Genomic DNA, 24,640 nt, shown 5'->3' with positions numbered 1-24,640 from the left:
GGCCCGTGCCAGCAACGCACGCACCTCCGCGTCCGGCGAGCACGGTGACGTCCTCGCGTCCGGCGAGGTGCGGAAGCAACCGGGCCAGCCTCTCCCCGGCCTCGGTCCGGTGGCGGAAGGGGGCGTTCATCTGCGCACAACGTGCGGTGCGCTCCCAGGTGCCGCAACGTGGAGCTACAGCGCGCGAGTCCGTGTCACGACGCTCGCCGGGACGCTCTCCAGGAGGGAATGCGCGCGCGCGTTGCCTCGCCGGGTGCACGTCTGTACAGTGCCCGGCCCCATGAAGCGAGAGAAGGATGAAGGCGCTTTCACCGGTTCCCGGCGCAAGCCCTGGACGGGTCCCCGCGGTCTGGACGCCGTGCTCAACGGCTGGCGCGACGACAGACAGCTCTCGCCCAACTTCGTCCTCGACGAAGTGACGCCGGCCCGGGTGGGCTCCTACGCGCCCATCCCCGCCGAGGTGGCGCCCCAGGTGCGCGAGGCCCTCCAGCGCCGAGGCATCGAGCAGCTCTTCTCCCACCAGGCCGAGGCCTACCAACTGGCGCGCTCCGGGCGCAGCCTGGTGATCGCCACGCCCACGGCCTCGGGCAAGAGCCTCTGCTACAACCTGCCGCTGCTGGACCGTTTCGCGCGGGAGCCGGGGGCGCGCGCCCTCTACCTCTTCCCCACCAAGGCGCTCTCCCGGGACCAGGAGGAGTCGCTGCGCGTGTTCATGCGCGAGGCGGGCCTGGAGCACGGCGCCATCACCTTCGACGGGGACACGCCGGGGGACGCGCGCCGGGCGGCCCGTGAGCGCAGCGGCGTGGTGCTCACCAACCCGGACATGCTGCACACCGGCATCCTCCCGCACCACGCCAACTGGGCGCGGCTCTTCTCCAACCTGCGCTACGTCGTCATCGACGAGCTGCACACGTACCGGGGCGTCTTCGGCTCGCACCTGGCCAACGTGCTGCGCCGGCTGCAGCGCGTGGCGGCCTTCCACGGCTCGTCGCCGGTGTTCGTGCTGGCCTCGGCCACCATCGGCAACCCGAAGGCCCACGCCGAGCGGATGCTGGGCCGCGAGGTGGCGCTCGTCTCCGAGAGTGGCGCGCCCGCTGGCGAGCGCCGCGTCATGGTCTACAACCCGCCGGTGGTGAACGCGGAGCTCGGCATCCGCGCCAGCTACCTCAAGAGCGCGGTGCGGCTGGTGTCGGACCTGGTGCGCGCCGAGGTGTCCACGCTGCTCTTCGGCCAGTCGCGCAACAACATCGAGGTGATGCTCAAGTACCTCCGCGACCAGTTCATCGCGGACAAGATGGACCCCAACCTCATCCAGGGCTACCGCGGTGGCTACCTGCCGGGCACGCGCCGGGCCACCGAGGCCGCCATGCGCGCCGGGGAGGTGCGCTGCGTGGTGGCCACCAACGCGCTGGAGCTGGGCATCGACATCGGCTCGCTGGACGCGGTGGTGTGCGCGGGCTACCCGGGCTCGGTGGCGGCGCTGATGCAGCGCTTCGGCCGCGCGGGCCGCCGGGGCGCGGGCAGCCTCGCGCTCCTCGTCACCTCCAGCGCGCCGTTGGATCAATACCTCGCGGGGGATCCCCGCTCGCTCACCGGTGCTCCGGTGGAGCACGCGCGCATCGATCCGGACAACGTGGAGATCCTCGTCCAGCACCTCAAGTGCGCCGCCTTCGAGCTGCCCTTCGAGGAGGGAGACACCTTCGGGGACGTGCCGGCCGAGTCCACGGCGGACGCGCTGGGGTACCTCGCGCAGCACGAGGTGGTGCACCCCACGCCGGGCGCCGAGGGCAAGCGGATGTTCCACTGGTCCGCGGATGCGTACCCGGCCAACCACGTGTCGTTGCGCAGCGTGGGCTGGGACAACGTGGTCATCATCGAGCTGGGCACGGATCGGACGCTGGCGGAGATGGACTTCCGCTCGGCGCACACGATGCTGCACGAGCAGGCCATCTACCAGCACGAGGCCGAGCAGTACCAGGTCGAGCGCTTCGACTACGAGAACCACAAGGCCTACGTGCGCAAGGTGGCGCCGGACTACTTCACGGACGCGATGACGTACGTGCGCGTCAACGTCATCCAGGAGGACCAGGGCGCGGCGATGGGCCCCTCGCTCCAGGCGGGCATGGGCGAGGTGAGCGTCATCGAGAAGGTGGTGGGGTACAAGAAGATCAAGTACCACACGCACGAGAACGTCGGTTACGGCGACGTGAACCTGCCCGAGATGCAGATGCACACCACGTCGCTCTGGCTCACCGTGCCGGAGACCGTGGTGCGCTCGCTGGGCGCGCCGAGGCCCGCCGTCATCGACGCGCTCCGGGGCATCGCCAGCGCGCTGCGGACGGTGGCCTGCGTGGGGTTGATGATCGACCCGAGGGATCTGGGCAAGACGCTCGGGAGCAAGGACGACGCGGACGGTCCGCCGCGCAAGGACGGCGGCGTGGGTTTCGACCCGACCATCTTCCTCTACGACAACATCCCCGGCGGAGTGGGGCTGGCCGCGCGCCTGTTCGACCAGCGCGACGAGCTGTTGCGGCGCGCCCGGCGGTTGCTCGAGTCGTGCGGCTGCGAGGACGGGTGCCCCGCGTGCATCGGTCCGGCCGCGGGCGCCATGCCCGGGAGCGCGCCGGTGGATGCCCACCCGCGCAAGCGGCTCGGTCTGGACATCCTCTCGGCCCTTGGCGTCGTGGCCCTGCAGTAGGCGAGGTGCGCCGTGGACTTGAAACGCAAGCTGGCCCGGCTTGGCGGTATCGGTCCCGGTGGGAAGCCGGGGGCGAAACCGTCTCCCGCTCCGGAGGCCCCGGTGGCGGAGTCGTCCGCCGCTCCCCCGGTGGAGGCGCCTCCCGCTCCCGTGGAGCCGCCTGCCCCGGTGGAGCCCCGGCAGGAGCCGGATCCGCGCGTGGTGGCGCTGAAGCGGATGCTCGGCGACTGGTCCGAGCGTCAGGGCGTGGCGGTGGCGCGCAGGGGCCCCTCGGTGGCTCCGCGTCCGGGTCCACTGCCCGCCGAGCCCCGGACGACTCCACACGGCGTCATCCACGTCGCCGAGCGTCTGCTCCCTCCGGAGCACCACCACGGCAACGCGCCGCTCGCGCAGGCCCTGGACGTGGAGTCTCCGCTGGTGGCGAGTCTTGCCTTGCAGCCGGGACTGGCGGGCGTGGACTTCCAGCGGATGCTCTTCCTGGACACGGAGACGACGGGGCTCGCGGGAGGAACGGGCACGGTGCCCTTCCTGGTGGGCCTGGCGTGGTTCGAGGGCCGCTCGCTCCGGGTGCACCAACTCTTCCTGAAGCGGCTGGGCGAGGAGGCGCCGATGCTGCGGGCGCTGGCCGAGCGCATGGCCGGGTCCTCCTGCCTGGTGACGTTCAACGGCAAGAGCTTCGACTGGCCGCTGCTGCGCACGCGCTTCGTGCTCAACCGCGTGAAGCCGCCCGCCGAACTGCCGCACCTGGACCTGCTGCACTGCGCGCGCCGCGTCTTCAAGTACCGGGGCTCGGGGACGCGGCTGGTGCACCTGGAGGAGCAGGTGCTCGACTACCACCGCGTGGGGGACGTGGACGGGGCGCTGATTCCGGACCTCTACTTCCGCTTCCTGCGAGGCGCGGACGGCTCGGCGCTGACACCGGTGCTGGAGCACAACGCGAACGACCTGCTGCTGCTGGCGGCGCTGCTGGGCGTGCTGGGGCGGCGCTTCCGGGCGAGCGGTGCCGAGGGCCAGGACCCGAGAGATCTGCTGGGCTTCGCGGGAGTGGCGCTCCGGGCGCGGGACTACGAGCGGGCCCACGCCTTCGCCCGGGCCGCGGCGGCGGGAGACACGGGCGCGGTGGGCGCCGAGGCGCTCGCGATGGCTTCCCGCCTGTCGCGCCGGGTGGGGGATGACCGGACGGCGGTGGCGAACCTGCAGCGGGCGCTCGCGTCGGCGCGGGCGGAGCAGGTGGCGCCGCTGCACCTCTCGCTGGCCAAGCTGTACGAGCACGGCCTCAAGGACCTTCCACGCGCCCTGCATCACGCACGGCTCGCCGCGCCCGCCGAGGGCTCCGACGCCCTGCGCCGCCGCATCGAGCGCCTGGAGCGCAAGCTCTCCCGCGTGTCACGGGAGTACGCGTTGGACTTCGGCAAGTGAGGTCCAAGAGGCTCAGATCCGCTGTGGCAGCGGTCTCCCACGGAACGCGCCCGCCGTCCTGGCGATCAACTGGAGCGTGTCGTCCACGCGCGCGAGCCAGTGCAGCAGGATGGGCGGGCTCGCCGGACCCCGCCGGATGGTCTCCGCTCCAGCGAGTGACTTCCGTGCCTTCTCGAGCAGCGGAGACGCGGGCTCGAGGCTGGGGGCCTCCTTCCGCTCCAGGGCCCGCTCGATCGCGCGTGCATTGTTCGCGAGCCTGGCCCCGGCCTCGCGGATCAACTCGCCGGTCTCCCCGTTCACCTGCAGCACACCCTTGCCCAATGCGAGGTGCCGGACGAACAGGACGAGCTCGGACACCGAGTGCACCGTGCGCGCCGTGCGCGGCGCGAACCGCACGAGCCGTCCGTTGAGAGGCCGGGCCGCCGTTCTCAGGTCGCGCAGGCGCGCATCCAGGGTACGCGCCGCGTCGATCAGCCGATCCGGGTCCGAGTCCTTCGAGCGGTTCACGACCGCCTCCTCCAGGTAGTCGTACACCGCGGCCAGGACCTGCCGGGCGGTCGCGTGGATGTGCACCGTCGTCCGCTCTGGCAGGAGGAGGACGGCGATGACCACGCCGAGCCCCGCGCCAATCAGGGTCTCCTCGATGCGCAGGTAGAGGAGCCCGGGAGAGAAGAGGCCGAGCAGGCTGTAGAGGATGCAGATCAGCGTGGTGAACCAGAAGACCATCCACGCATACGAAATCTGTATCAGGTAGAAGCCGAAGAAGACGCACACGAAGACGCCCGCGAGCTCGAGGGTGCGGTGGCCGCTGACGAGTCCCGCGAGCAGCAGCCCGGCAATCACACCCAGCACGGTTCCGAGCACCCGCGACCAGGCGCGCTGCAGCGTGTCGCCCAGGGTCCTCGTCCGCGTGAAGATGACGAACGTGGTGATGACGGCCCAGTACCAGCGATCGGCGGAGACGGCATGGCCCACCACCATCGCCAGCACGCTCGCCACGGTGACCTGGATGGCCTGGCGCGTCGCGGGATGAAGACCGTTCTCCACGGGCTTCTCGGGTGGACGCGTGCCCGCGGGGGCGGAAGCCGCCTGTCCTGGGACGAGCCTTGGAACCTCGCGGGGGAGCTGGGCGGCGGCCTCCACCAGGTCCGTGATGGAGTTGCTCAACCGCCGCGCATCCGCACGGCCCGGCGCGTCCTCGGGCATGTCCGACACCGAGCCCCGCACGTGCTCGATGTGCTCCTGCATCAGCCGCCGGGCGGCCGGATCCCCATTGCGGACGAAGGTGCGCGCGGCGGCCAGGGCCTGCCGGATCTCCCGGCGTGCATCCGGCGCCAGCGCACCGGACTCCACCACCTGCTGGACGGCGCCAATCACCCGGCTGACCGCGAGCTCCAGGTCGAAGAGCCTCAGCCGCAGGGCCGGCTGGCACCGGGTGAGCAGCTCCTCCACCGCGAGCGCGGAGTCATTCAAGCGATCCTGCTCCCGGCCGAGCCGGCGCAGGACGGAGCGGGTCAACCGTGGACGCTCGGGGATGTCCCGCAGCTCCCACAGCATGATGGCGACCGTCTTCCGGAAGGTGCGGAGGAAGCGGTGGAGCTCCCGGCTGGGGCGGTCGCGGACGAGCACGAAGCGCACCGCGTAGGCGATACCGAGCGCCACGAGGGCCGCGCCGACGAGGGCGGGCAGTTGCGCCACCTGCGCGTGGAAGAAGAGCGCGTTGAAGAAGGCGAAGAAGCCAATCATCCCGAGCGCGAGCCCTCGGGGGCCGAACCGCCGCGCCCAGGCGGCGAGGAAGATCGTCACCGCGAAGGCCGCCGCCCCGAGCACGGGGATGCGCGAGGTGAGGGTCCCCAGCACGAGCGAGGCCGTGGCCGGCAGTGCCATGAGGAGCGTCGTGCGCCGCTGCTCCCGGGGAGCCGGGTCGGTCGCGAGCTGCGAGCCCATCATCCCCATCATGGTCCCCACCAGGGTGACGGTGGGCGGCTCGCCCAGCCAGCGGGCCAGCTGGGAGATGATCAACGCGGCCAGGCCGGCGCCCAGGATGGCGCGGGCCCCCTGCCGCAACCGCCCGAGCGCCGGGTCGGACGTCACGAAGAGGTCCCACAGGTGGGGGGGATGAAGAAGGCGCTTCAGGTCTCGCAAGCCAGTCCTCTCTTCTGGATGAGCTTGCGGATGGAGGCGCGAACCTGCTCGCCCGGATGCCCGGACGGCTGGAGAGCGGACGGACAGCCGCGTCAGCCGTGGAGGCCGAACAGCTCCGCGGTGACCTGGGCCAGCAGGACATCCTCCTGCGCGGTGCCCACCGCCCGCAGACGTGCCGTGGGCTCGTGCAGCAGCTTGTTGATGATGGCCCGGGCCATGGCCTCGACGCTCTTGCGCTGCTTGTCGGACAGCGACTCGCCGAGCGAGGACAGGGTTCGCTCCACCTCGGCGCGGGCGATGGTGTCGGCGTGCTGCCGCAGCCGCGAGAGGACGGGCACACCCTCACGCACGGACCGCTCGCGCATGAAGCGGGCCACTTCCTCGGCCACCAGCGCCTCTGCCTTCCGGGCCTCCTCGGCGCGGGCCGCTGCGTTCTCCAGGACGAAGCGCTGGATGTCGTCCACGTCCAGCATCCGCACCTGCTTCATCGAGCCCACCTCGGGCGCGATGTCGCGCGGCACGGCCAGGTCCACCATGACGAGGGGCCGCTGCCGCGTCTCGAGCACCGGCGCCACGTTCTCCCGGGTGAAGAGCGGCACCGGCGAGGACGTCCCGCTCACCACCACGTCCGCGGAGGCGAGCAGGGTGAACAGCTCCTCGAGGGGCCGCGCGGTGCCGCCCACCTCGGCGGCCAGGGCCTCGGCGCGCGCGAGCGTGCGGTTGACCACCACCAGGCGCCCCACTCCCGCCCGCCGCAGGTGCCGCGCGGCCAGCGCCGACATCTCGCCCGCGCCCACCACCAGCACCGTCCGCTCCTCGAGCCCGTCCCACGCCCTGCTGGCGAGCGCCACGGCCGCGCTGGCCATGGACGTGGCCGCCATGCCGATGGCCGTCTCCGTGCGCACCCGCTTGGCGCACCGGAACGCCGCCGCGAACATGCGCGACAGCTCGCCGTGCACCGTGCCCGCGGCCTGGCTGTGCTCCAGGGCGTCCTTCACCTGGCCCAGCACCTGCGCCTCGCCCAGCACCATGGAGTCCAGGCTGGAGGCCACCCGGAAGAGGTGCGTGAGCGCGGCCTCTCCCTGGTGCTCGTAGAGCTGCTCGAGCACCTCCGGGCCTCCCATCCTGCCCAGCTCCTCCCGAGCCTGCTGGCGGGCCCGGGCCACGTCCGGCGAGGCCAGGTACAGCTCCACCCGGTTGCAGGTGGAGATGAGCAGGGCCTCGGCCGGGGCCTGTCCCAGCCGCCGCAGCAGCTCCACCTGCTGGTCCCCGGGCAGCGCCAGCCGCTCGCGGACCGTCAGCGGCGCCGTCCGGTAGGACAGCCCGATGCACAACAACTCCACCGTCCTCGACGGGGAATGGCCTGGCTCGCGTACGTTCATGGTCCGTCCTGCTCCGGGTGGAAGCTGAAGAAAAAGAGGGGGCCCTCGTAGAAGGAGGGCCCCCGTTCAGGGTGTTACGTCGTCGGAGGCGCCGGAGGCGGCGGGGGCACCAACGGGACACCGGCGAACCTCAACAGGTCCGCCATGAGGAACTTGCCCTGCGCGTTGGCGAGCTCCGGCTTCCAGTTCGGGTTGGCGTTGAGGAACGAGAAGCGGTCGCCCCGGAGCACGCCGATGAAGACCTCGGCCACGATGCGCGCGCCCACCGGCCCGAGGTGCCTGCCCTCGTTGCCCTTCTCCATCTCCGACTCCCGGAGGATGTAGTACCAGGGCGGGCTGGAGGTCTCGAACCCGACTCCGAACTGCTTCAGCTCGTCGAGCACCAGGGGCTTGATGCCCAGGCGCCTCGCCATGGCCTGGCCCGAGGGGAGCCGCAGGGCCAGACTCCGCAGCAGGTTGCGCTGCGCGAGCGACTGGGGATTGGTGATCGTCCCCACGCCATTTCCACCCACCTGGCCAGGCGCCCCGGGGATCAGCGCGAGGAGCGCGGTCGACAGCCGGGCATCGATGCGCTTGCTGAGGTTCATCGGGGGGGGATTGCTGTCCGCCAGTCCCTCGAAGAACCGCGCCCACTCCACGAACCGCCGGGCGGCGCGCTTGCCCCCGCGCAGATCGTTCGGATCGTTCGGGTTCGGTTGCACGGCATTGCTGAAGATGGCCGCGCCGAAGCCGGCGTTGAGTCCGTAGCCGGGACGCACCTGGCTGTGTCCGAAGCGGTAGGCGGCGACCGAGAACTCCACCGGGATGAAGGGCTCGTTCCTCCAGCCGAAGATCCGCTCCCGCGGGCGGTCGTCCAGCACGTCATCCACCACCTGCTGCCCGGCGATCTTCGGGAGGAACTCGTGGAGGATGATCCACTGGTAGTGCCAGCGCACCATCCGCTGGGCCTTCTCGAAGACCTGCGGGTCGTTGGGGTTCTTCTTGCGCAGATGATCCACGATGGCGTTGTGGAACTTCAGGAAGGCCACGTGGAGCTGCGAGACGATGGTGTTCTCGTCGTTGCGCGGATCCGCGATCAGCGCGGTGTTCTGGCTGTTGCGCGGCATGTCGTCGTTGGAGTCGGGACCGCCGAGCTTCTCGAGGAGGAACTTCGCCTGGTCATTGACGTCATAGAGGTGGCGCGAGACCCGGGGACCGGAGCCGTACACGTTGTCCAACTCGAAGGCCGGCGTGCGGAAGTTCTCGATGGCCTCCGGATCGTTCTGCCGCTCCAGGATGGAAGTCGGATCGAACGTCAGATCGTGATCGACGAACTGCCCGAAGAACGTGAAGCCGGCGGGAATGGTCTCGTTGTCGATGTTGCTGGGCTGCCTGGGCGCATCCGGCGGCGGCGGCGGCGGGAGGTCCAGGGCGTCCATCAATCCCCCCAGCTTGCCGATCTCGAAGAGCGCCTCGCGGATCTTGTCGTTGTCGGGGGCGAAGACAGGCAGGCCCGGGAAGAGCCGGCCGAAGCGGCCTCGGTCGTGAAACTGCGACTCGGGGGGGTTGTGGCCTCGAATCTGGGTGTCGCCATGCAACATGGGTGGTTGCTCCTGACTCGCGGACGCCGGGTACTGCTCAGGAGGCAACGTGAAGGGCGTCCCGGTCATTGAGGTTCCGCCTCCTGCTGCCGGGATAGAGAAATGGGCGCCGTGATGTGACGGGCCCCGTGAAATGCCGGAGTCCGGGCGCACCGAGGCGCCTGCCTGCCTGCTCGGCGTGGCAGGCAGGCTCCGTGACGGCGGCGGCCCCCCATGTCCAAGGGAGTAGGCGGTGTTGGATTCGTGACGTTCAGGTGGTGGCGCCGCCGCAGCTCGAGCCGGCACCCGCCGTACAGCCGAAGCAGTGGCGATCCGTGACGAGGGCGCGGGCTTCCAGCGCGGCCAGGTCGAAGTCCCGGATGTGGCGCGGGGCCCCGGCTTCCACCGGGAGCTCCAACATCTGGTTGAAGTCGCAGTCGTAGAGCTGGCCGTCCCAGCCCACCGAGAGGGTGTTGCGGCACATCACCCCGCGGGCCGCGGCGGGGTTGAAGGCGCTCACCAGCCGCTGCAGGTACGCATCGAGGTTGCCGGATTCCCGCAGCCACTCGAGGAAACGGCTGATGGGCATGTTGGTGAGGGCATACAGGCTGTCGAAGCGGATGCCGTGGTGGCGCAGCAGCTCCCGCTTCCACTCCGCCTCCAGCGAGGCCTGTCCGGCCGGCAGGAAGGCACCCACGGGATTCGCCACCAGCACCAGCCGCGGGCCGCTCTGGCCATCTCCATACCCGAGCGCGTTGAGCCGCTTCAGCGCGCGGATGGACTGCTCGTAGACGCCCTCGCCGCGCTGCTTGTCCGTGTTGAGCGCCCGGTAGTGGGGCAGCGAGCACACCACCTCCACCCGGTGCTCGGCGAGGAAGCCGGGCAGATCGTAATGGGGCTTCGTCTCCAGGATGGTGAGGTTGCAGCGGTCCATCACATGGCGGCCGAGCTTGCGCACCTCCTCCACCAGCCAGCGGAAGTGCGGGTTCATCTCCGGCGCGCCGCCCGTGAGGTCCACGGTGGGAATGGACGTCTTCGCCAGCGCCGCGAGGCACAGCTCCATGGTCTCGCGGCTCATCACCTCGCGCCGGTCCGGCCCCGCGTCCACGTGGCAGTGGCGGCACGTCTGGTTGCACATCTTCCCGAGGTTCATCTGGAAGATGTCGAGCCGCGAGGGCCGCAGCGGGTGGAGCCCGGACTGCCGCAGCGCCTCGTCGAACTCGCGGGGGAGCGGCACCTGGTGGAGGGCCTCCCGCTGGGTGGCGGGAGCGGCGAGGGGACTGCTCCGGGCCTGGAGGGAGGGCGGGGTGCTCCTGGACATGACGGGTCTCCTACATGCCCACCTTGTCCACGTGGTTGCGCATCTGCACGCCGTGCACGAGCGAGGCGCCGCCACGGATGGCCGCCGCCACGTGGATGGCCTCGGTCATCTGATCCAGGTCCGAGCCCTTCTCCAGCGCGTCCTTGCTGTAGGCCTCGATGCAGTAGGGGCACTGGACGGCGTGCGCCACGGCCAGGGCGATGAGCGACTTCTCGCGCGCGGACAGGGCGCCCTCGGCGAAGACGGCGCCGTACCAGTCGAAGAACTTCTGGGCCAGCTCGGGCCGGTTCTTCCCGATGTCCGGGAAGCGGGCCAGGTCGTGCGAGTGGTAGTAGTGCGGATGGTCCATGGTGGGGGTCTCCAGGAAAGGGACTAGCGGCCGGTGTGGCGGAGCACCAGGGCCTCCAGGCGGCCCAGGGCCTTCTCCAGCACCTCCATGGAGGGGCCGAAGGACAGGCGCACGTAGCTGCGGAAGCGCGAGGGGCGGGCGCGCCGCTTGCCGGGGTTCACGTCGAAGAACTCGCCGGGCACGGTGATGATCTTCTCGTCCAACGCGGCGCGGAAGAAGCCCATGCCGTCGTTGAGGGGGGCGGGCAGTCCGGACACGTTGCCCCAGACGTAGAAGGTGCCATCGGGCGGCCGGTCCGTGCGGATGCCCAGCCGCTCCAGGCGCGAGTGGAAGCGGTCGCGCTTCTCGCGGAAGTGGTGGTGGATGGCGAGCGTCTCCTTCACCACCAGCTGCTCGTCCAGCAGGGGAATCGCGGCGCGCTGGAGGGGCCGGCTGCCACCGCCATCGAGGAAGCTGCCCGCGCTGGACACCGCGTCGATGACCTGGCGCGGGCCGAGGGTCCACGTCATGCGCCAGCCCGGGTAGCGCCAGTTCTTGGTGAAGCCGTCGAAGAGGACGATGGGGTCCTTGTTGACGTCCTCCACGTAGCGGGCGGCGCTCTCCAGGGGCAGGTGCCCGGGGCGGCCCGTCCAGAGGTAGTGCGAGTAGAACTCGTCGATGAGCAGGGTGCACTCCTGCTCGCGGGCGACGCCCACCCAGCGCGCCAGTTCCTCGCCCTGCACCAGCTTGCCGGTGGGGTTGCAGGGGTTGGAGAAGAGCAGGGCGGAGAGGCCGCGGCCCTGGATCTCCCGGCGCAGGTCCTCGTGGGTGAAGGCATAGCCGCGCTCGCCCTCGAGGAGGATGGGGATGGAGGTGAAGGCCTTGAAGACGTCCAGCAGCTCCTCGTAGGCGGTGTAGTCCGGGAGGAAGTGGCCGAGGTTGACGGTGCCGAGGCTGGCCGCGGCGCGGGTGAGGGCGGCCCGGCCACCGCCGGAGAGCGACACGTTCTCGGCGGAGTACTGGCTGGGGAGGCCGCGCCGGTAGAGCCGGTTGTAGAGGGAGGCGATGGCCTCGCGCACTTCCCAGAGGCCGGCCACGGGGGCGTACTCCAGGTCGTTCACGTCCACGGTGACGCTGCCGATGCGGGGCGGGGCGCCGGGCAGCTCCCCCGTCTCGGGCTGGCCCTGGCCGAGGTTGCACCACTCGGGGTCTCCGGCGCGGTAGCCGCGGCGCGTGGCCTCGGCGGTGACGTAGATGACGCCCGTGCGCGGCACGGTGCGGAACGCTGGCAGGGAGGTGTCGTCGCTCACACCGGGGACGCTAGCGGAGAACGCGTGGGGCCTTCAGCTGGTGAAATCGTTTGCGCGTCGAATCCAGGTCGTTCCATGATAATCTTGGAACTCTTTCTTGACGGTTCGTTCAAAGAGGGCTTTCGGGGAGAAGACATGTCCAGGCGCTGCTGCTGGATGCTGCTGTGGCTGGTGGGAAGCGCTTGGGGATGCTCGGCTCCCAACCCCCATGTTCGAGTGCGCCGTATGGAAGATGGGCGGCTCCAGGTTGACGGGCCGCTGGCGGGGCCGTTCAAGACGTCGGAGGAACTGGCCACGAACGCATGTGAGATCATGACCCGCCAGCCCGGAGCATCGAACGGTGCCTACGGCTTCGAGTACTGCGCGCTGCACTATTACTCGGGCGTGGAGAACGCGTTCTTCCTCAGCTATCTCTCCGACATCGGAGGCACCAAGGCCGGTGGGCGGAAGTTCTGTGAGCTACCCAGTGTGGTGGATGACCCGGAGCACAGGGAGTCCATCATCCTGGGAGGGGCTCATTCCCATCCCAACAATCGGCAGTTCTCGAGAGGAGACTTGAGCGGCGAGAGTCTGTGGCGCCCGACGCGTCTGGTTGACAAGCGTACCGGACGGGTTTTCGACCGTCAGTTGCTGCTTCTCTATCGAGAGAAGAATGGGGAATGCAGAGCGTATGGGTACAACAATACGACGCGCGTGGTCTCGGCCTTGCGCGGCGGTGAATGGGTTGCCATTGGCCAGGTTGGTAATGACGCTGGGGACATCCGGATGTTCGAGGGGCAGGACTGGTTGCCATGAAATCGCTCGTGCCCGTTGTGCTCTGCTGCTCCTGCCTCCTGACGGGTTGCTCCCTGCTCTCCCACTTTGGCTATCACAAGCACCAGAAGGCGGAGTGGGCCCCTCCTGAGGAGGCGGAGCGGGTGACGTTTCCCAACTCCCTCGAGCAAGGTGTCCGCTTGAATGGGCCCACCCTGGCGGCACTCCGGGTTGCGATGGACGACTTCATTCCGCACGGTTCGAAGGTGACGGCGGACAACCCACGGCTCGCGGAGTGCCTCTCGCGTTGGGAGACGTACGACACGTCGGTCTTGCAGGTCAGTGAAGAACTCTACTTCGTGAGCTTCCTGCCCCGGCTGTCCCGGTGTGGCATCGATGCGATCGTTCTCGATGCCGGGGCAACCTACGCCATCGACGGGAAGGGCCGCATCCTCGACGTGCGATAGCGCAGGTCCCGCTCATTCCCGGGACCCTGGGTCCGTCAGCCACGTACCAGCGGGGTGAGGATGTCCTTCCAGTTCGAATAGAGGGAGAAGTGTCCTCCGCCCGGCAGGAAGTGGGGCACGGTGTTCGGGATGCGCGCGTGCAGGTAGCGCCCCATCTGCAGCGGCACGATGGAGTCTCCCTCCCAGTACCAGAGGTGCACCGGGATGCGGATGTCCTCCAGCGGGAAGCCCCACGGCGAGGTGAGCAGCCGGGCCTCCTGAATCATCCCCTGCACCCCCTGGCGCGAGGCCTCGAGGCGGAAGCCCTTCACCTGCTTGGAGATGGCCGGGTCCGACAGCACGGCGCGGTCATCCGCCGAGCACTCCTTCATCAGCGCCACGAGGGCGGAGTCGGGCTTGCGGCGGACGGTGCGGTCGTGCAGGCGCATCACCGGCTCCAGCAGCCAGCCCGGCCACATGGCCATGCTGTAGGCCGCGCGGTAGTCCCGGTTGACGCCCGCCATGGCGTCGCTGCGGTTGAAGGGCGCCGAGCCGGAGACGATGGCCGCGCCCGTCAGCCGCTCGCCCAGGCGGTACGCGCAGGCCGCCACGTAGGGGCCTCCCGCGGACACGCCCATCACCGCGAAGCGCCCCAGCCCCAGCTCGTTGGCCAGTTGCTCGATGTCCGCCGGCATGTCCAGCAGGGTGCGGCCCCGCTTGAAGTCCGAGTGCCCGTAGCCCGGACGATCCGGCGTGATGAGCCGCACGCCCATGCTGGCGGTGAGCGCGTCATCCGGGTGCCGCATGTAGCGCGAGCCCGGGTTGCCGTGCAGGAAGATGACCGGCATGCCCTGAAGGTTCCCGGCCTCCACGTAGGCCAGTTTGCGACCGTCGCGCAGCCGCACCGCGCCCTCTCGCGACAGCACCCGGACTTCCCGTCCCCGCGCCTCGTTCATTCCCCTCCCTCCATGGGCCGCGAACGCTGACTCATCCAGCCGTCGATGCGCGGCCATACCTTCACCGGCGACTTGCTGGAGGCCGACAGGCCGATGTGGCCCACCGGGAAATGCATCGTCTGACAGTCCTTCGTGCCCACCAGCAGGCCCTGCAGCGGCTCGCTCATGGCCGGCGGGGCGATGTTGTCCTGCTCCGCGATGATGTTGAGCACGGCGCAGTGGATGCGGCTCAGGTCCACCCGCTCGCCGCCCACCTCCATGCGGTTCTGGCAGAAGAGGTTCTGCTGGTAGCAGTCGCGCATGTACTGCCGGTACACCTCGCCCGGGAAGGGCACGGCATCGGCGCCCCAGCGCTCCAGCGCGAGGAAGGTGGTGACGAAGGCCGGGTCGTCGATCTGCCGGCACAGGTCCAACCACTTGGTGATGCGCTGGACGGGGCCGGCCATGAAGAAGCCGCTCTCCAGCACGTAGGTGGGCACGTTGCCGTAGGCATCCACCAGCGAGTCCACGTCGAAGTGCTGGGGCTGCGTCCACAGCGAGTAGATGCCGCCCTTGCTGAAGTCCACCGGGGTGGCCTGCACCACCAGGTTGCGCACGCCCTCGGGGTGGAGCGAGGTGTAGGCGAGCGCCATGGTGCCGCCCATGCAGTAGCCGTAGAGCGTCACGTCGTCGCTGCCGCTCACCCGCTGCGTCCAGCGCACGGCGGTGCGGATGTGGCCGCCGAGCAGCCCGCTCCAGGTGAGGTTCTGCTCGTCCTGCCCGGCGATGCCCCAGTCGATGGCGTAGACGTCATGGCCCTGGCGGGTGAGGTACTCGATGAGGCTGCGGCCGGGCAGGAAGTCGAGGATGTACCAGCGGTTGATGAGCGAGTAGACGAAGAGGATGGGCGTGCGGTAGCGGCGCCGGGGCGAGGCGTAGCGCAACAGGCGCATGCTGCCGCGCGTGTACACCACCGAGTGCGGCGTGGGGCTGATGGGCGGCTCGCGCACCCCGGCGGCCTTCTCGAAGAGGGGCTTGAGGTACGGGTACGGATTGATGGAGCGGTCCTGCAGCGCCTGCGCGAGCGAGCGCGAGACGTCCACCTGCGACGACACGAACGAGCGGATCCGCTGGAAGGCTTGGGCGGGCCGATTCACGGGAGGGCTCCAGGGGGAAGAAGGCCGGAGGGCATGACCGGGGCTCCTACCGGGCCGAGCCATTGCGGCGGCGCCGGGGCACGGGCACGGGAGAGGCGGCGAGGGTGGGGGAGACGGAGCGGGTGGCGTCCGGGGCGGCCGGCGGCTGCTCCTGGCGCTCGAGCAGCTCCACGACGTGCTCGAGCTGCGAGCCGAGGGCCTCGACCTGGTCCCCCATGCGGCGCAGCTGGTCGCGCAGGGAGTCCACCTCGGAGGAGGTGGGCACACGCAGCGAGTGCAGCGTCTTCTCCATGAGTGAAGTGCGGCGGATCTGCAGGGTGAAGCCGCGGCGCATGAGCCCGCCGCTGACGCGCAGGAAGGTGGGGCTCTCGGCCAGGCGGGCGGCCACCTTCGTGAGACCCCGCTCGGCCTGGGTGAAGACCTTGCCCGAGCGGGTTTCCGGGCTGGTGAGCTCCCCGACCTTCTTGAGGGCGCGGGCGAGCAGGCCGGAGGCGGGGCGGGAATCGGGGGCGGTCATGCCGCCCAGTCTACCTCGGGCGCGGCTCAGCGGACGATGGGGACCGTCACCGGGGCCTTGTCGTCGATCTCCACCTCCACCTTGCCCACCCGCCACAGCACCTCGCTGAAGTCCACCCGCACCCGGTGTCCTCGGGCCGTCTCGATGAAGGCCTGGCCCTTCTTGGGCAGGAACTCGCCCACCTCGTACTCCAGGGCGGTGAAGGTGACGCGGTCCGTGCCCAGCGGCCCGGACACCTGGCCCGGTCCGTCGAACACGAGCGAGGTGCCCCCGAAGACGGGAGCGCCCTCGCGCACGCCCAACCGCCCGTCCACGCGGTAGGTGTGGCCGGGACGGCCCGGGATGGCGCCCGCGGCGGCGGTCCAGAAGCGCGTCTCGTCGCCGCAGGTGCCGTAGCCCACCGTGGCCTGGAGCACCTGGCCGTCCACCGTCAGCCCGTTGAGGTCGGCGGTGAGGTCCATCCGCTCCTCACCTCCCTGGTAGATGAAGTCGGTGTGTCCCGACACGGTGTGTCCGTTCACGGAGCACGGCGTGTCCGGGAAGGAGAAGACCACCGCGTCCGAGGACTCGCTCCGGGCCTCGGCGGTGGCGGTGACGCAGGCGGTCTTCACCTGGACACCCTCGGCGGCCCGGCCCACGAAGGTGCGCCGTGGCTCGTCACAGGTGTAGACGGGGAGGAGCCCGAGCAACTCGAGCGCGATACGGGCCTGATGGGCCGCGTGGATGGCGAGGTCCACCCGCGTCTTCGCGTCGTCGATCTCCTCCTGGGTGGGCGGCTCCCGGCCGCAGGCGGTGGCGAGGACGGCGAGGGCGAGGCAGGCGTGGATTCTCATGGGGGCATTCTCCTCTGTTCGGGGCTTCGCCGCGCAAGCCCCGCTGTACCCGGGGGCCTGGGAAGCGGCATGCTGCCGGCCCATGGCCCGACCCGAGATCACGCTGTACCAGTTCCCCATCTCGCACTACTGCGAGAAGACCCGCTGGAACCTCGACGCGAAGGGGCTTCCCTACGTCATCGAGAACCTGATTCCTGGCCCGCACCGCTTCGTGACGAAGCGCCTGACGAAGGGGGGCCGGGGCACGGTGCCCGTGCTGGTGGATCGGGGCACGGTGGTCACGGACTCCACGGACATCGCCCTGCACCTGGAGCGTGCCTACCCGGCGGCTCCGGCGCTGATTCCGGCTGGAGGACCCGAGCGCGAGCGGGTGCTCGAGCTGGAGACGTACTTCGACGAGATGGCCGGCAAGCACGTGCGCCGCTGGGTGTACGCGACGCTCTTCGCCAGTGGAGCGGACATCAAGCCGCTGATGTTCGGCGCGTTCCCGCTGCCGCTGCGCCTGGTGGGCATGGTGCTGTTGCCCGTCATCAAGACAGCCATCCGGCGCCAGTACGCGCTGACGCCCGACAAGGTGGAGGAGTCGCGGGTGAAGATGCTGGAGGGGCTGGACAGGCTGGAGCGGGAGATTCAAGGAGACCCGTCGCGCTACCTGGTGGGCGAGTCGCTGTCGATCGCGGACATCACCGCGGCGTCGCTCTACAGCCCGCTGGTGGCGGCCGAGGGCTCGCCGTACACGGTGCGGCCGGCGGAGGAGGTGCCGAAGGCGCTCGCCGAGCTGCGCGCGTCCGTGCGGGCGAGGCCCTCGGGCCAGTGGCTGTTGCGGCGCTACCAGGAGGACAGGACGCGCGTGGCACGGGGCTTCGGCGCGAGCCCCGCGGCGGCGAACGGCTGAGGCTGCTGATCGGGGTTGGACTGAAATATGATTGCGTTTGGGCGTATGAGGTCATTACACGCAGCGTGAATGGAAGGTTGGGCGGAAATGCAAAGCCTTTGGAACATACTTGGTTTTCGTGAGAACCCATATTTCGCAACGCCGCTGACTATTTCACGAGAGGGAGTGGATCTTTTTGTCGGTCGTGGTGCGGAAATTCGGCGTCTGTTGGGAAAGTGGGACTCCTCTACTGGGGCTACAACGGTTATTGGTGGAAATATTGGAACAGGGAAGACTAGCTTCCTGAATGTTTGTCAGTACCTTTGCTTGATGGGGAAGAGAGAATTTGACTTGGCATTTGATCCTCCTTTGATCATGCCTTGTGTCAAAACTGTGCAACTCGAAGAAAAAATCGAAGAGCACAACTTGTTGGGCAGATTTATCCGGTCTGCGATCAATTCTGTTAGGTGGAGCTGTAGCCTTCTCGGGGAGCCGGTTCCGCCTGTTGTGACTGAAACCGCAGATTGGATGGATTCGCTAAATCAGTCAGAAAGCACGTCAAAAGGAGGCGGTGGAACAGTTTTGGGGGTTGGCGGCAGTGCTACGTTTTCCGTTTCTGTGGCAAAGAGGAAGTTGGAGGACTTCTCTCCAGATTCCTTAGTGGATCGCTTGGCTGCCCTTGCGGATTCGGCAAGGTTGATACGCAATTATCGCGGTATTGTAATGGCTATTGATAATATCGAGATGGTTGATTCGGATGAAGTCATTAAGTTGCTGAATAAATACCGTGATACTCTATTTGCGATGAGGTCTGTTTGGTGGGTTTTGATTGGTCAGCGGGGGCTGTACGACTTGATTGATGCAGAAGCTCCGAGGGTTACGCAGCGAATCAAAGGCACTGAAACAACCTTGGAGGGGCTTTCTTGGGATGATTTCAATCTTGCAACGCAAGCCCGCTTGAATTTTTACCGTCTTAGAGATGATGCTGTTGCGCCTATCGGTGAGGAGTTGCTTAGGGTTCTTTTTGATGCGTCTTCTGGGGAGATTAGGTATGTCTTCAAGGTTGCCGATGAGATTATAACTGACGCGATTGCTGATGATCCTAAGTTGCGCACTATCCCGCCTTCGCAGGCCGAAAGAATTCTTCAAAACTCTACGAAACAACAGCTCGGTCGATTGAAACTTTCGGATAGGGAAAAACGAGTGTTGCGGTTGATTTGCGAGAAGGGCTCGGCGCGTCCTAAAGATTATAAAGATTACAGTATTCAAAATGCTCCTAATTTCATCCAGGGTTATCTGCAGCCTTTGCAAGAGAAGGGGCTTCTTGCCAGATCGACTCAGGGTAATGCAGCCACTTATGCGCCACGCCCATTGGCGATTCTTGGTTCGAGGTTCAAATTGCTTGGTTGACGCTCTTCCCGATGCAGGGCAAGAGAAGGCAGATGACGTGCTTTGCTCCTGTTTCTATTGGCGCTCCACGGTGCGGTGGCTGAAACGGAACAAGGCGAGGTGCATCGCAGCGCTTCGCTCTTCGCGCATCCAGTTAGGTGTCTAGTATTTGTCCGATGGACGATGTTGTACGGAGACTTGACTGGGGATACTCCTACGCCCGCCCGCCATACCTCGTGGTGAAGGCGCCCGCGTGCAACAGGCTGCGGCTGTGTTGTTGCGAGTTCTACGAGCAGACGCTCTGCGCAGCAAGAATGGTCGAGTGACCAGAGTCAATCCCTACGAGGTGTTTGACACCTATACTGGCTTTTGATGCGCCTCGAGCTTGTCGTCCCAGTCGAACAACAGCGCGAGCAGCTCTGCCGTGCATGCACCAGACACCCGCTCGAAAGAGGACGGATCGAGTGATGCGAGGCGCTCTCGTTGAAAGGTGGGATCAGACAGAACCTGCCGGTGCTTCAGGTCTCGCTCGGAAGAAAGCGCCCGGGGCAGCTGTCTGAGAATGGCCTCGATGCTGTCCTCCCGGTTCGCTCGGGCCATGTGCTCCGCCGCTTTCTCCAGGCGTACGCGCACCGATGCTTCTTTCTCGGGGTACCATGCCTCAAGGGCCCAGCCGCAAGCAGCCACCATCAGCTCCTCCAAGGTATGTGCCGCACCCAGTTTCTTGAAGAGATAGCGCGCCCCTTGGAGCGGTTCCCAGAAGCGCAACACCGCCTGGAGACGCTGCGCAGTACGCTCCGCGCTCATCGGGTGCAGGTATGTGGTCGCGAAGAACAGTGAGCCCCACGCCGTCTCGCGAAAGAACGTTTCGTAATTGTCCCTCACGGGAAATGGATTCCGCCTTTCTCCAGACGGGGTCTCGGACAAATGGCCCATGAGGTTCGACACCATGTACAGCCGCCAGGCTGGGCGCTCGCGCTGGAAGTCCACCACCTCGTGCGCCAGCACCACTTCGTCAGGGGGGACTTCCAACAGCTGCCGGGGCGCCGGGAAGGTGCCGTCCTTGTGGTACTGCTCGCCGCACCGCAATCCTTCCTTCCTTGCCTTCTGCTGGACTGAGCGGAAGGTGCCATGCAGGAAGGACGGCAGTCGCAGGGAGGACGTCTGTCCGGGCATCATGACGTGCGTCCTAGCAAACCAGGTTCTCAGTGAGGAAGGGGCATGCTCGCGGCGGCGGGTACCTGGCGCGGGGGCTCCATGGGTTGCGGCCTCGCTGGAAAGGGGATGACCTGTCCTCCTCCTTGAGCGGGGGGCTGCTGGGCTCCCGGACTCGAGTCCATCTGGCTCAGGAGTGCACCCCACAGCACCACCCTCGCGGCATTGCCCACGAGATCGATAACGAGGCCCATGGCTCCACTGAAGGTGGCGAGTTTCTCGCGTCGGCTGATCATGTCTTCCACGGCCTTCTCCACCCACCCGCCGTACTGTCGCAATTCCTCCGCCTCGAGCTCCTCCCACTGCCCAGCCTCGTACGCCGCTCTCTCGGACTCGAAGCGCTGCTGGCTACGGGTCCAGCGGTACAGCACTACTCCGGGTTCGTGGGTCCGCCACTCCAGTCGCCAGATGTATTGTCCTCGTGCGAAGCGAATCAGGACTTCGCCGTGGAAGTCCGAGCCACCCGTGAAGTGTTTGCCGGCCAGGATGGTCCGGTTCAACGCGGCCAGATAGGTTCTCGACCGCTCACGTCCTTCCTGGAGGCCTTGCTCGTGCCAGGGCTTGATCTCGAAGAGCGCACGGCGGGTAATGTCCGTGATGTCGGGGCTTATCTTGTGCTCGCCCGGGAGCAGGCGGGACACATCTCCAATCCTCGTTTCCTCGATGATGACCTTGATGTGCTTGTTGTTGTAATAGACTTGGCGATCCGGATGCCTCACCCCGTACATATAGGCAATCAGCCGGTGTGCGGCGCCGCCCAGGAAGAGTTCCCAGGGCATCCGCGAGTTCGGATTCCGCCCTGGGACGTTGTAGCCCTTGAGCGTCAGGCCAGTGGGTTCCCCCACCACCCCTGGGCTGTCGCTCATCGCCGCGAGGGTTCGCTGCCCCCTCGAATTCCAGGGGCGGGGCTGTACGCCGGGCGCTGTGGCGCAACCGGCGAGCACCGATACGAACAAAAGGGCCACCCCACACCACGCGACCCGGCACACGGACGAACACCTGACGATGGCCATGGCGTAAGGGGTGGCCCGTGGCTCAGTAGGCGCGGGCCTTCAGGAACATCATCATGTGCCAGGGGGTGAGCCCGAAGATGGGGAGCGTCCACCACTTGTAATAGAAGTTGCGGTTGTTGGCGGCGAGCTTCCCACCCCAGCCGTTGGTGTAGATCATTCCCACCACACCGCCGCTCAGCGCGATCCAATTCCTGATGTCATCGTTGAACGGACCGTGGTTGAGCTGGCAGCCGTCCTGCCACCGGTAGCGGGACTGGACGCTCCAGGACGAGCGGATCCTCCAGGGCAACGAGCCGCTGACGTAGCGCGGGTAGTAGTCCTCCGCGCAGTAGAACGCCTTCTCCGTCACCGGGGGCGTCAGCCCGTGGGACAGCACAATCTCCTCCCCGAACCCGGTGTTGTCCCGCAGGGTGGCCTGGTGGAAGGGGAGACCGTAGGCCTGCAGCGCGTACTTGTTCAGGTCCTGGACGGCGGCGGCGATCTTCGGCTCGTCCTCCATCTGCTGCGCCACGTCCTGTCCATTCGTCCTGGCGTACTCGATGTGGCGCGCGCGAACCTGCGCCAGCACGGCCTCCACGTCCGCGGCGTTGAGGGCGTAGTAGCGGAGGATGGCACTCTTGAACTCCTCCTCGGACAACCCCTCCGCGGTCAGTTGATCCGCCAGGAGCTTGAGCTGATCCGGGGGAAGGCTGTCGCTGCCGGGCTTCACCTCCAGCGCCGCTTTGTAGAGGTCATCGAAGGCCGTGTCCGAGGGTTCTTGTTCCACGGACATGCGGACGGTCTCGATGACCTGAGCCTGGGCCTGCGGAGGGGGGGCGTCCTCCTGCTGGCACGCGGCCAGGCTGAACATGAGACCCAGGGACAAGGTGGTACGCGGGAGGAGTTTCTTGAAGTTCATGGGTAGGCCGGGTCGGGCGCTCGTTCCATGAAGACGGCCTCATGCCGCACCCGGAGCGAGCGTCGGACGCACTCCGGGTATAGCATAAAATGGCGTTTTCATGGAAGAGCCGGGATTTCAGGTTATTGGGGCCGCAATGATTGACTCCTACGGCCGGGGCCCACTGCCCTGGAACTCGTAGCGCAGGTGCCGGACCAGGTTCCGGTAGAACGGCCGTCGGCCCAGGGCCCCGGCCATCGCCTTGGAGAACCAGCTCCTGGACAGCCGGCCGACCAGTTCGGGCATCGTCAGGAACGAGACGTCCTCGACGAGGTGAAGCCTCGGGACCTGCTTCTCGAGGTCGTGCGGATCGTTGATTCCCCAGACGAGCTCGACCTTCGCGCCACGCACCGTCGCGAGGCGGGAGACCAGGCGCACCATCGCCCCGCTGTAGCCGTCGAAGGCGAGCTGCCCGCTCGGGAACTGCTCGGTGAGCCGCCGGAACAACGCCGTCCCATCCTTTTCGTGCAGGTACATCACCAGTCCCTCGGCGATGACGAGCACCGGCGTGTCTCCAGGGATGGCATCGAGCCAGGAGAGGTCCGTCACCGAAGAGCCAATCCGGCGATAGCCTTCGCGCTCCGGGTAGAGCTGCTCGCGCAGCGCGATGACGTCGGGAAGGTCGACGTCGAACCAGCGGACCTTGGGCCCCGGATCGATTCGATACACCCGGGTGTCGAGGCCGCAGCCGAGGTTCAGGACCGTCCTTGGTCCAGCAGCCCGGCGAGCGCGTGCTCCAACCATCCGTAGCGGATGCGCTCCTGCTCGAGCCGGACTCGGGGTCCCAAGCGGTCCTGCTGAAGGTCCCGGAAGAGCGTGGACTCGGCCGCGGTCAGCCGGCCGAGGGTTCCGTGGTGGGGTTCACGCTCCTCGACCCACAAGGGCTCATGCGCCATCAGGGTCTCCCGGTCCATGAGGAGGGAGCGGGCCTGGGGAAACGCGGCCCGCAGGCGATCGAGCATGGCGAATCCGTGGGTATCGAGGTCGCCCCAGTAATAGAGGCGCTTGGACGCGAGCCAGGTGACCTCGCCCAGCCGCTCCAGCGCATAGCCCAGGCCGAAGATGACGAGGCTTCCCGGCACGTCTGGAAAGGCCAGGCCATTGATTTCATTCTCCGTCATGAACACCTGCTCCACCGGGAGCCGCAGTCCGGCGAACTCCGCCGCGGGGACGGACAGGTCGCGGAGACCCTGGATGGAGAGCCGCGGGTCCAGCAGCCGGAAGTGGACCCGTGCCGGCTTGCTCCGCAGTCCAAAGCGTCTCTCGAAATCGGAGCGTGGGGCGCTCACGTCCATCGCCTCGGGAGGGAGCAGCCGCTCGAGCCACTCCGAGAGGAGTCCCTCATGGCGCTCGATGAACTTCGTGTCCACACCGGGGATGTCGAGCTGGCGCAAGTACAGCCCCGAGCGGGGATGGGCGCGGAACCATGCCAGCACGGCGAGCACCCGCCTCCAGTCCTCCGCGTGCTCCAGGAGGCGCAAGGGGCGTTTCACCACCTGGCCGTGCAGCTCCGGAAAGGCTTGCAGCGTGGCCGCCGCCAGCTCTCCGAAGCGTTCCGCTTCACGTGACTTGCGCACCAGCCGCAGCGCATCCGCCTGCGTGGGGATGACGGCCGCGCAAGGGACGCGGTTGTGACCGAGCTGGCGGTGGCGCACCTGCGTCCACTCGAGGGTGTACCCGTAGCCCAGTGCTTCCCGGCTGCCTTCCTCCAATGCGCGAATCCACTGTCGTACCTCGTCGAAGTGATTCGAGAGGGCCGCGTTGTCTGGCCGGCGCAGCCGGAGCGGAAGCGGGAAGAGCGGCTCTCCGGAGAGGGACGCCGCGAGGATGCGCCCCGTGTCCCAGGCGCGTTGCACCTGTGCACGCAGGGCTTCGGGCGTGGTCCACTCCGAGGGCGCGCTCATGCGCTGTGCGCCTCGCGCTCGGCCCGGTACTCCTCGAGGGTGAGGTTGCGCACCTTGGAGCGCTGACCCTCGTCATTGTGCACGAAGCCCACGCTCGCCACGAAGGGCTCGATGACACGAATCTTCTGCAGGGGCGTCACGATGAGGAGCTGCAGGTTGAGCTGGCGGAAGAGCTCCAGCCCATAGGCCGCGGATTCGTCCGAGCCCCGGCCGAACGCCTCGTCGATGACGACGAAGCGGAACGAGCGCGAGCGCGTCTCTCCCCATTGCAGCCCGAACTGGTAGGCCAGGCTCGCCGCGAGCACCGTATAGGCGAGCTTCTCCTTCTGGCCACCGGACTTGCCACCCGAGTCCGTGTAGTGCTCGTGCTCGAGGTTGTCCTCACCCCGCCTTATTCACCAGAAGGGCTGGAGGGTGACCGGAAAAGAAGGGTGACGCGCCTGACCTCCCGAGTGGTAGAGGGGTGTTGTTCAGACAACCACCACCAAACGGCAGGAGGCGCGTC

General features: G+C 67.7%; 22 protein-coding genes. 6 read left to right on the top strand and 16 right to left on the bottom strand.

The window, feature by feature from the left end:
• Window positions 1-280: 280 nt before the first annotated feature.
• Together AC16DP_RS35445 and AC16DP_RS35440 are read left to right on the top strand one after the other, a co-directional pair.
• The gene (locus AC16DP_RS35445) at window positions 281-2,698 is read left to right on the top strand and encodes a DEAD/DEAH box helicase (protein ID WP_329734833.1); all 2,418 of its coding nucleotides are present in this window, start codon (window positions 281-283) and stop codon (window positions 2,696-2,698) included.
• A gap of 12 nt (window positions 2,699-2,710) precedes the next feature.
• Complete coding sequence (locus AC16DP_RS35440; protein ID WP_483956938.1) at window positions 2,711-4,117, top strand: ribonuclease H-like domain-containing protein; 1,407 nt, start codon at window positions 2,711-2,713, stop codon at window positions 4,115-4,117.
• 12 nt (window positions 4,118-4,129) lie between these two features.
• Here the strand turns inward: AC16DP_RS35440 and AC16DP_RS35435 are convergent, their stop codons facing one another.
• The 6 genes from AC16DP_RS35435 to AC16DP_RS35410 all read right to left on the bottom strand — a co-directional run bounded on the left by AC16DP_RS35435 (window position 4,130) and on the right by AC16DP_RS35410 (window position 12,162).
• Entirely contained in the window at window positions 4,130-6,262 is a 2,133-nt protein-coding gene (locus tag AC16DP_RS35435; protein ID WP_329734831.1) for an FUSC family protein, read from the bottom strand.
• A 92-nt stretch (window positions 6,263-6,354) separates the two neighbouring features.
• A complete protein-coding gene (gene hemA / locus AC16DP_RS35430; protein WP_329734881.1) occupies window positions 6,355-7,605 on the bottom strand; it encodes a glutamyl-tRNA reductase in 1,251 nt (416 codons plus the stop codon).
• A 113-nt stretch (window positions 7,606-7,718) separates the two neighbouring features.
• On the bottom strand, window positions 7,719-9,224 hold the full coding sequence (locus AC16DP_RS35425; RefSeq protein WP_329734830.1) for a peroxidase family protein: 1,506 nt from the start codon (window positions 9,222-9,224) through the stop codon (window positions 7,719-7,721).
• Between the two features lie 250 nt (window positions 9,225-9,474).
• Entirely contained in the window at window positions 9,475-10,524 is a 1,050-nt protein-coding gene (arsS, locus tag AC16DP_RS35420) for an arsenosugar biosynthesis radical SAM (seleno)protein ArsS (RefSeq protein ID WP_329734829.1), read from the bottom strand.
• Between the two features lie 10 nt (window positions 10,525-10,534).
• Window positions 10,535-10,873, bottom strand: a complete 339-nt coding sequence (locus AC16DP_RS35415) for an arsenosugar biosynthesis-associated peroxidase-like protein (protein WP_329734828.1) — start codon at window positions 10,871-10,873, stop codon at window positions 10,535-10,537.
• A gap of 23 nt (window positions 10,874-10,896) precedes the next feature.
• Window positions 10,897-12,162, bottom strand: a complete 1,266-nt coding sequence (locus AC16DP_RS35410) for a pyridoxal phosphate-dependent aminotransferase (RefSeq protein ID WP_329734827.1) — start codon at window positions 12,160-12,162, stop codon at window positions 10,897-10,899.
• A gap of 75 nt (window positions 12,163-12,237) precedes the next feature.
• Between AC16DP_RS35410 and AC16DP_RS35405 the strand changes: the two genes are divergently transcribed.
• Both AC16DP_RS35405 and AC16DP_RS35400 read left to right on the top strand, forming a co-directional pair.
• Window positions 12,238-12,957 (top strand): hypothetical protein, encoded by a 720-nt coding sequence (locus tag AC16DP_RS35405; protein WP_329734826.1) that lies wholly within the window; start codon window positions 12,238-12,240, stop codon window positions 12,955-12,957.
• Entirely contained in the window at window positions 12,954-13,382 is a 429-nt protein-coding gene (locus AC16DP_RS35400) for a hypothetical protein (RefSeq protein ID WP_329734825.1), read from the top strand. Before AC16DP_RS35405 ends, AC16DP_RS35400 begins: the two co-directional genes overlap by 4 nt.
• 35 nt (window positions 13,383-13,417) lie before the next feature.
• On the opposite strand, the gene AC16DP_RS35395 is transcribed toward AC16DP_RS35400, so the two are convergent.
• Genes AC16DP_RS35395 through AC16DP_RS35380 form a run of 4 tightly spaced genes read right to left on the bottom strand, consistent with a single transcriptional unit; the run spans window position 13,418 to window position 16,803 of the window.
• Window positions 13,418-14,317, bottom strand: a complete 900-nt coding sequence (locus AC16DP_RS35395) for an alpha/beta fold hydrolase (protein ID WP_329734824.1) — start codon at window positions 14,315-14,317, stop codon at window positions 13,418-13,420.
• Window positions 14,314-15,453 (bottom strand): alpha/beta fold hydrolase, encoded by a 1,140-nt coding sequence (locus AC16DP_RS35390; protein WP_329734823.1) that lies wholly within the window; start codon window positions 15,451-15,453, stop codon window positions 14,314-14,316. Before AC16DP_RS35390 ends, AC16DP_RS35395 begins: the two co-directional genes overlap by 4 nt.
• Before the next feature lie 46 nt (window positions 15,454-15,499).
• Complete coding sequence (locus tag AC16DP_RS35385) at window positions 15,500-15,970, bottom strand: hypothetical protein (protein WP_329734822.1); 471 nt, start codon at window positions 15,968-15,970, stop codon at window positions 15,500-15,502.
• A 26-nt stretch (window positions 15,971-15,996) separates the two neighbouring features.
• The gene (locus AC16DP_RS35380; protein ID WP_329734821.1) at window positions 15,997-16,803 is read right to left on the bottom strand and encodes a hypothetical protein; all 807 of its coding nucleotides are present in this window, start codon (window positions 16,801-16,803) and stop codon (window positions 15,997-15,999) included.
• Window positions 16,804-16,885: 82 nt separating this feature from the next.
• Between AC16DP_RS35380 and AC16DP_RS35375 the strand changes: the two genes are divergently transcribed.
• Both AC16DP_RS35375 and AC16DP_RS35370 read left to right on the top strand, forming a co-directional pair.
• Window positions 16,886-17,698 (top strand): glutathione S-transferase family protein, encoded by an 813-nt coding sequence (locus AC16DP_RS35375; RefSeq protein WP_329734820.1) that lies wholly within the window; start codon window positions 16,886-16,888, stop codon window positions 17,696-17,698.
• A gap of 87 nt (window positions 17,699-17,785) precedes the next feature.
• Window positions 17,786-19,087: a hypothetical protein gene (locus AC16DP_RS35370; protein ID WP_329734819.1), complete on the top strand. Its 1,302-nt coding sequence runs from the start codon at window positions 17,786-17,788 to the stop codon at window positions 19,085-19,087.
• 336 nt (window positions 19,088-19,423) lie between these two features.
• Here the strand turns inward: AC16DP_RS35370 and AC16DP_RS35365 are convergent, their stop codons facing one another.
• The 6 genes from AC16DP_RS35365 to AC16DP_RS35340 all read right to left on the bottom strand — a co-directional run bounded on the left by AC16DP_RS35365 (window position 19,424) and on the right by AC16DP_RS35340 (window position 24,530).
• A complete protein-coding gene (locus AC16DP_RS35365) occupies window positions 19,424-20,245 on the bottom strand; it encodes a hypothetical protein (RefSeq protein WP_329734818.1) in 822 nt (273 codons plus the stop codon).
• Between the two features lie 26 nt (window positions 20,246-20,271).
• Window positions 20,272-21,147 (bottom strand): hypothetical protein, encoded by an 876-nt coding sequence (locus tag AC16DP_RS35360; protein ID WP_329734817.1) that lies wholly within the window; start codon window positions 21,145-21,147, stop codon window positions 20,272-20,274.
• A 169-nt stretch (window positions 21,148-21,316) separates the two neighbouring features.
• Window positions 21,317-22,192 (bottom strand): hypothetical protein, encoded by an 876-nt coding sequence (locus AC16DP_RS35355; protein ID WP_329734816.1) that lies wholly within the window; start codon window positions 22,190-22,192, stop codon window positions 21,317-21,319.
• A gap of 147 nt (window positions 22,193-22,339) precedes the next feature.
• Window positions 22,340-22,900: a class I SAM-dependent methyltransferase gene (locus AC16DP_RS35350; protein ID WP_329734815.1), complete on the bottom strand. Its 561-nt coding sequence runs from the start codon at window positions 22,898-22,900 to the stop codon at window positions 22,340-22,342.
• A gap of 26 nt (window positions 22,901-22,926) precedes the next feature.
• Window positions 22,927-24,135, bottom strand: coding sequence for a DUF3322 domain-containing protein (locus AC16DP_RS35345; RefSeq protein ID WP_329734814.1), 1,209 nt, complete (start codon window positions 24,133-24,135; stop codon window positions 22,927-22,929).
• Window positions 24,132-24,530: an SbcC/MukB-like Walker B domain-containing protein gene (locus tag AC16DP_RS35340; RefSeq protein ID WP_329734880.1), complete on the bottom strand. Its 399-nt coding sequence runs from the start codon at window positions 24,528-24,530 to the stop codon at window positions 24,132-24,134. The genes AC16DP_RS35345 and AC16DP_RS35340 overlap by 4 nt, the downstream gene beginning before the upstream one ends.
• Window positions 24,531-24,640: the final 110 nt, after the last annotated feature.

Source organism: Archangium sp., from assembly GCF_057119385.1.
This window is presented reverse-complemented; position numbering and strand designations above follow the sequence as displayed.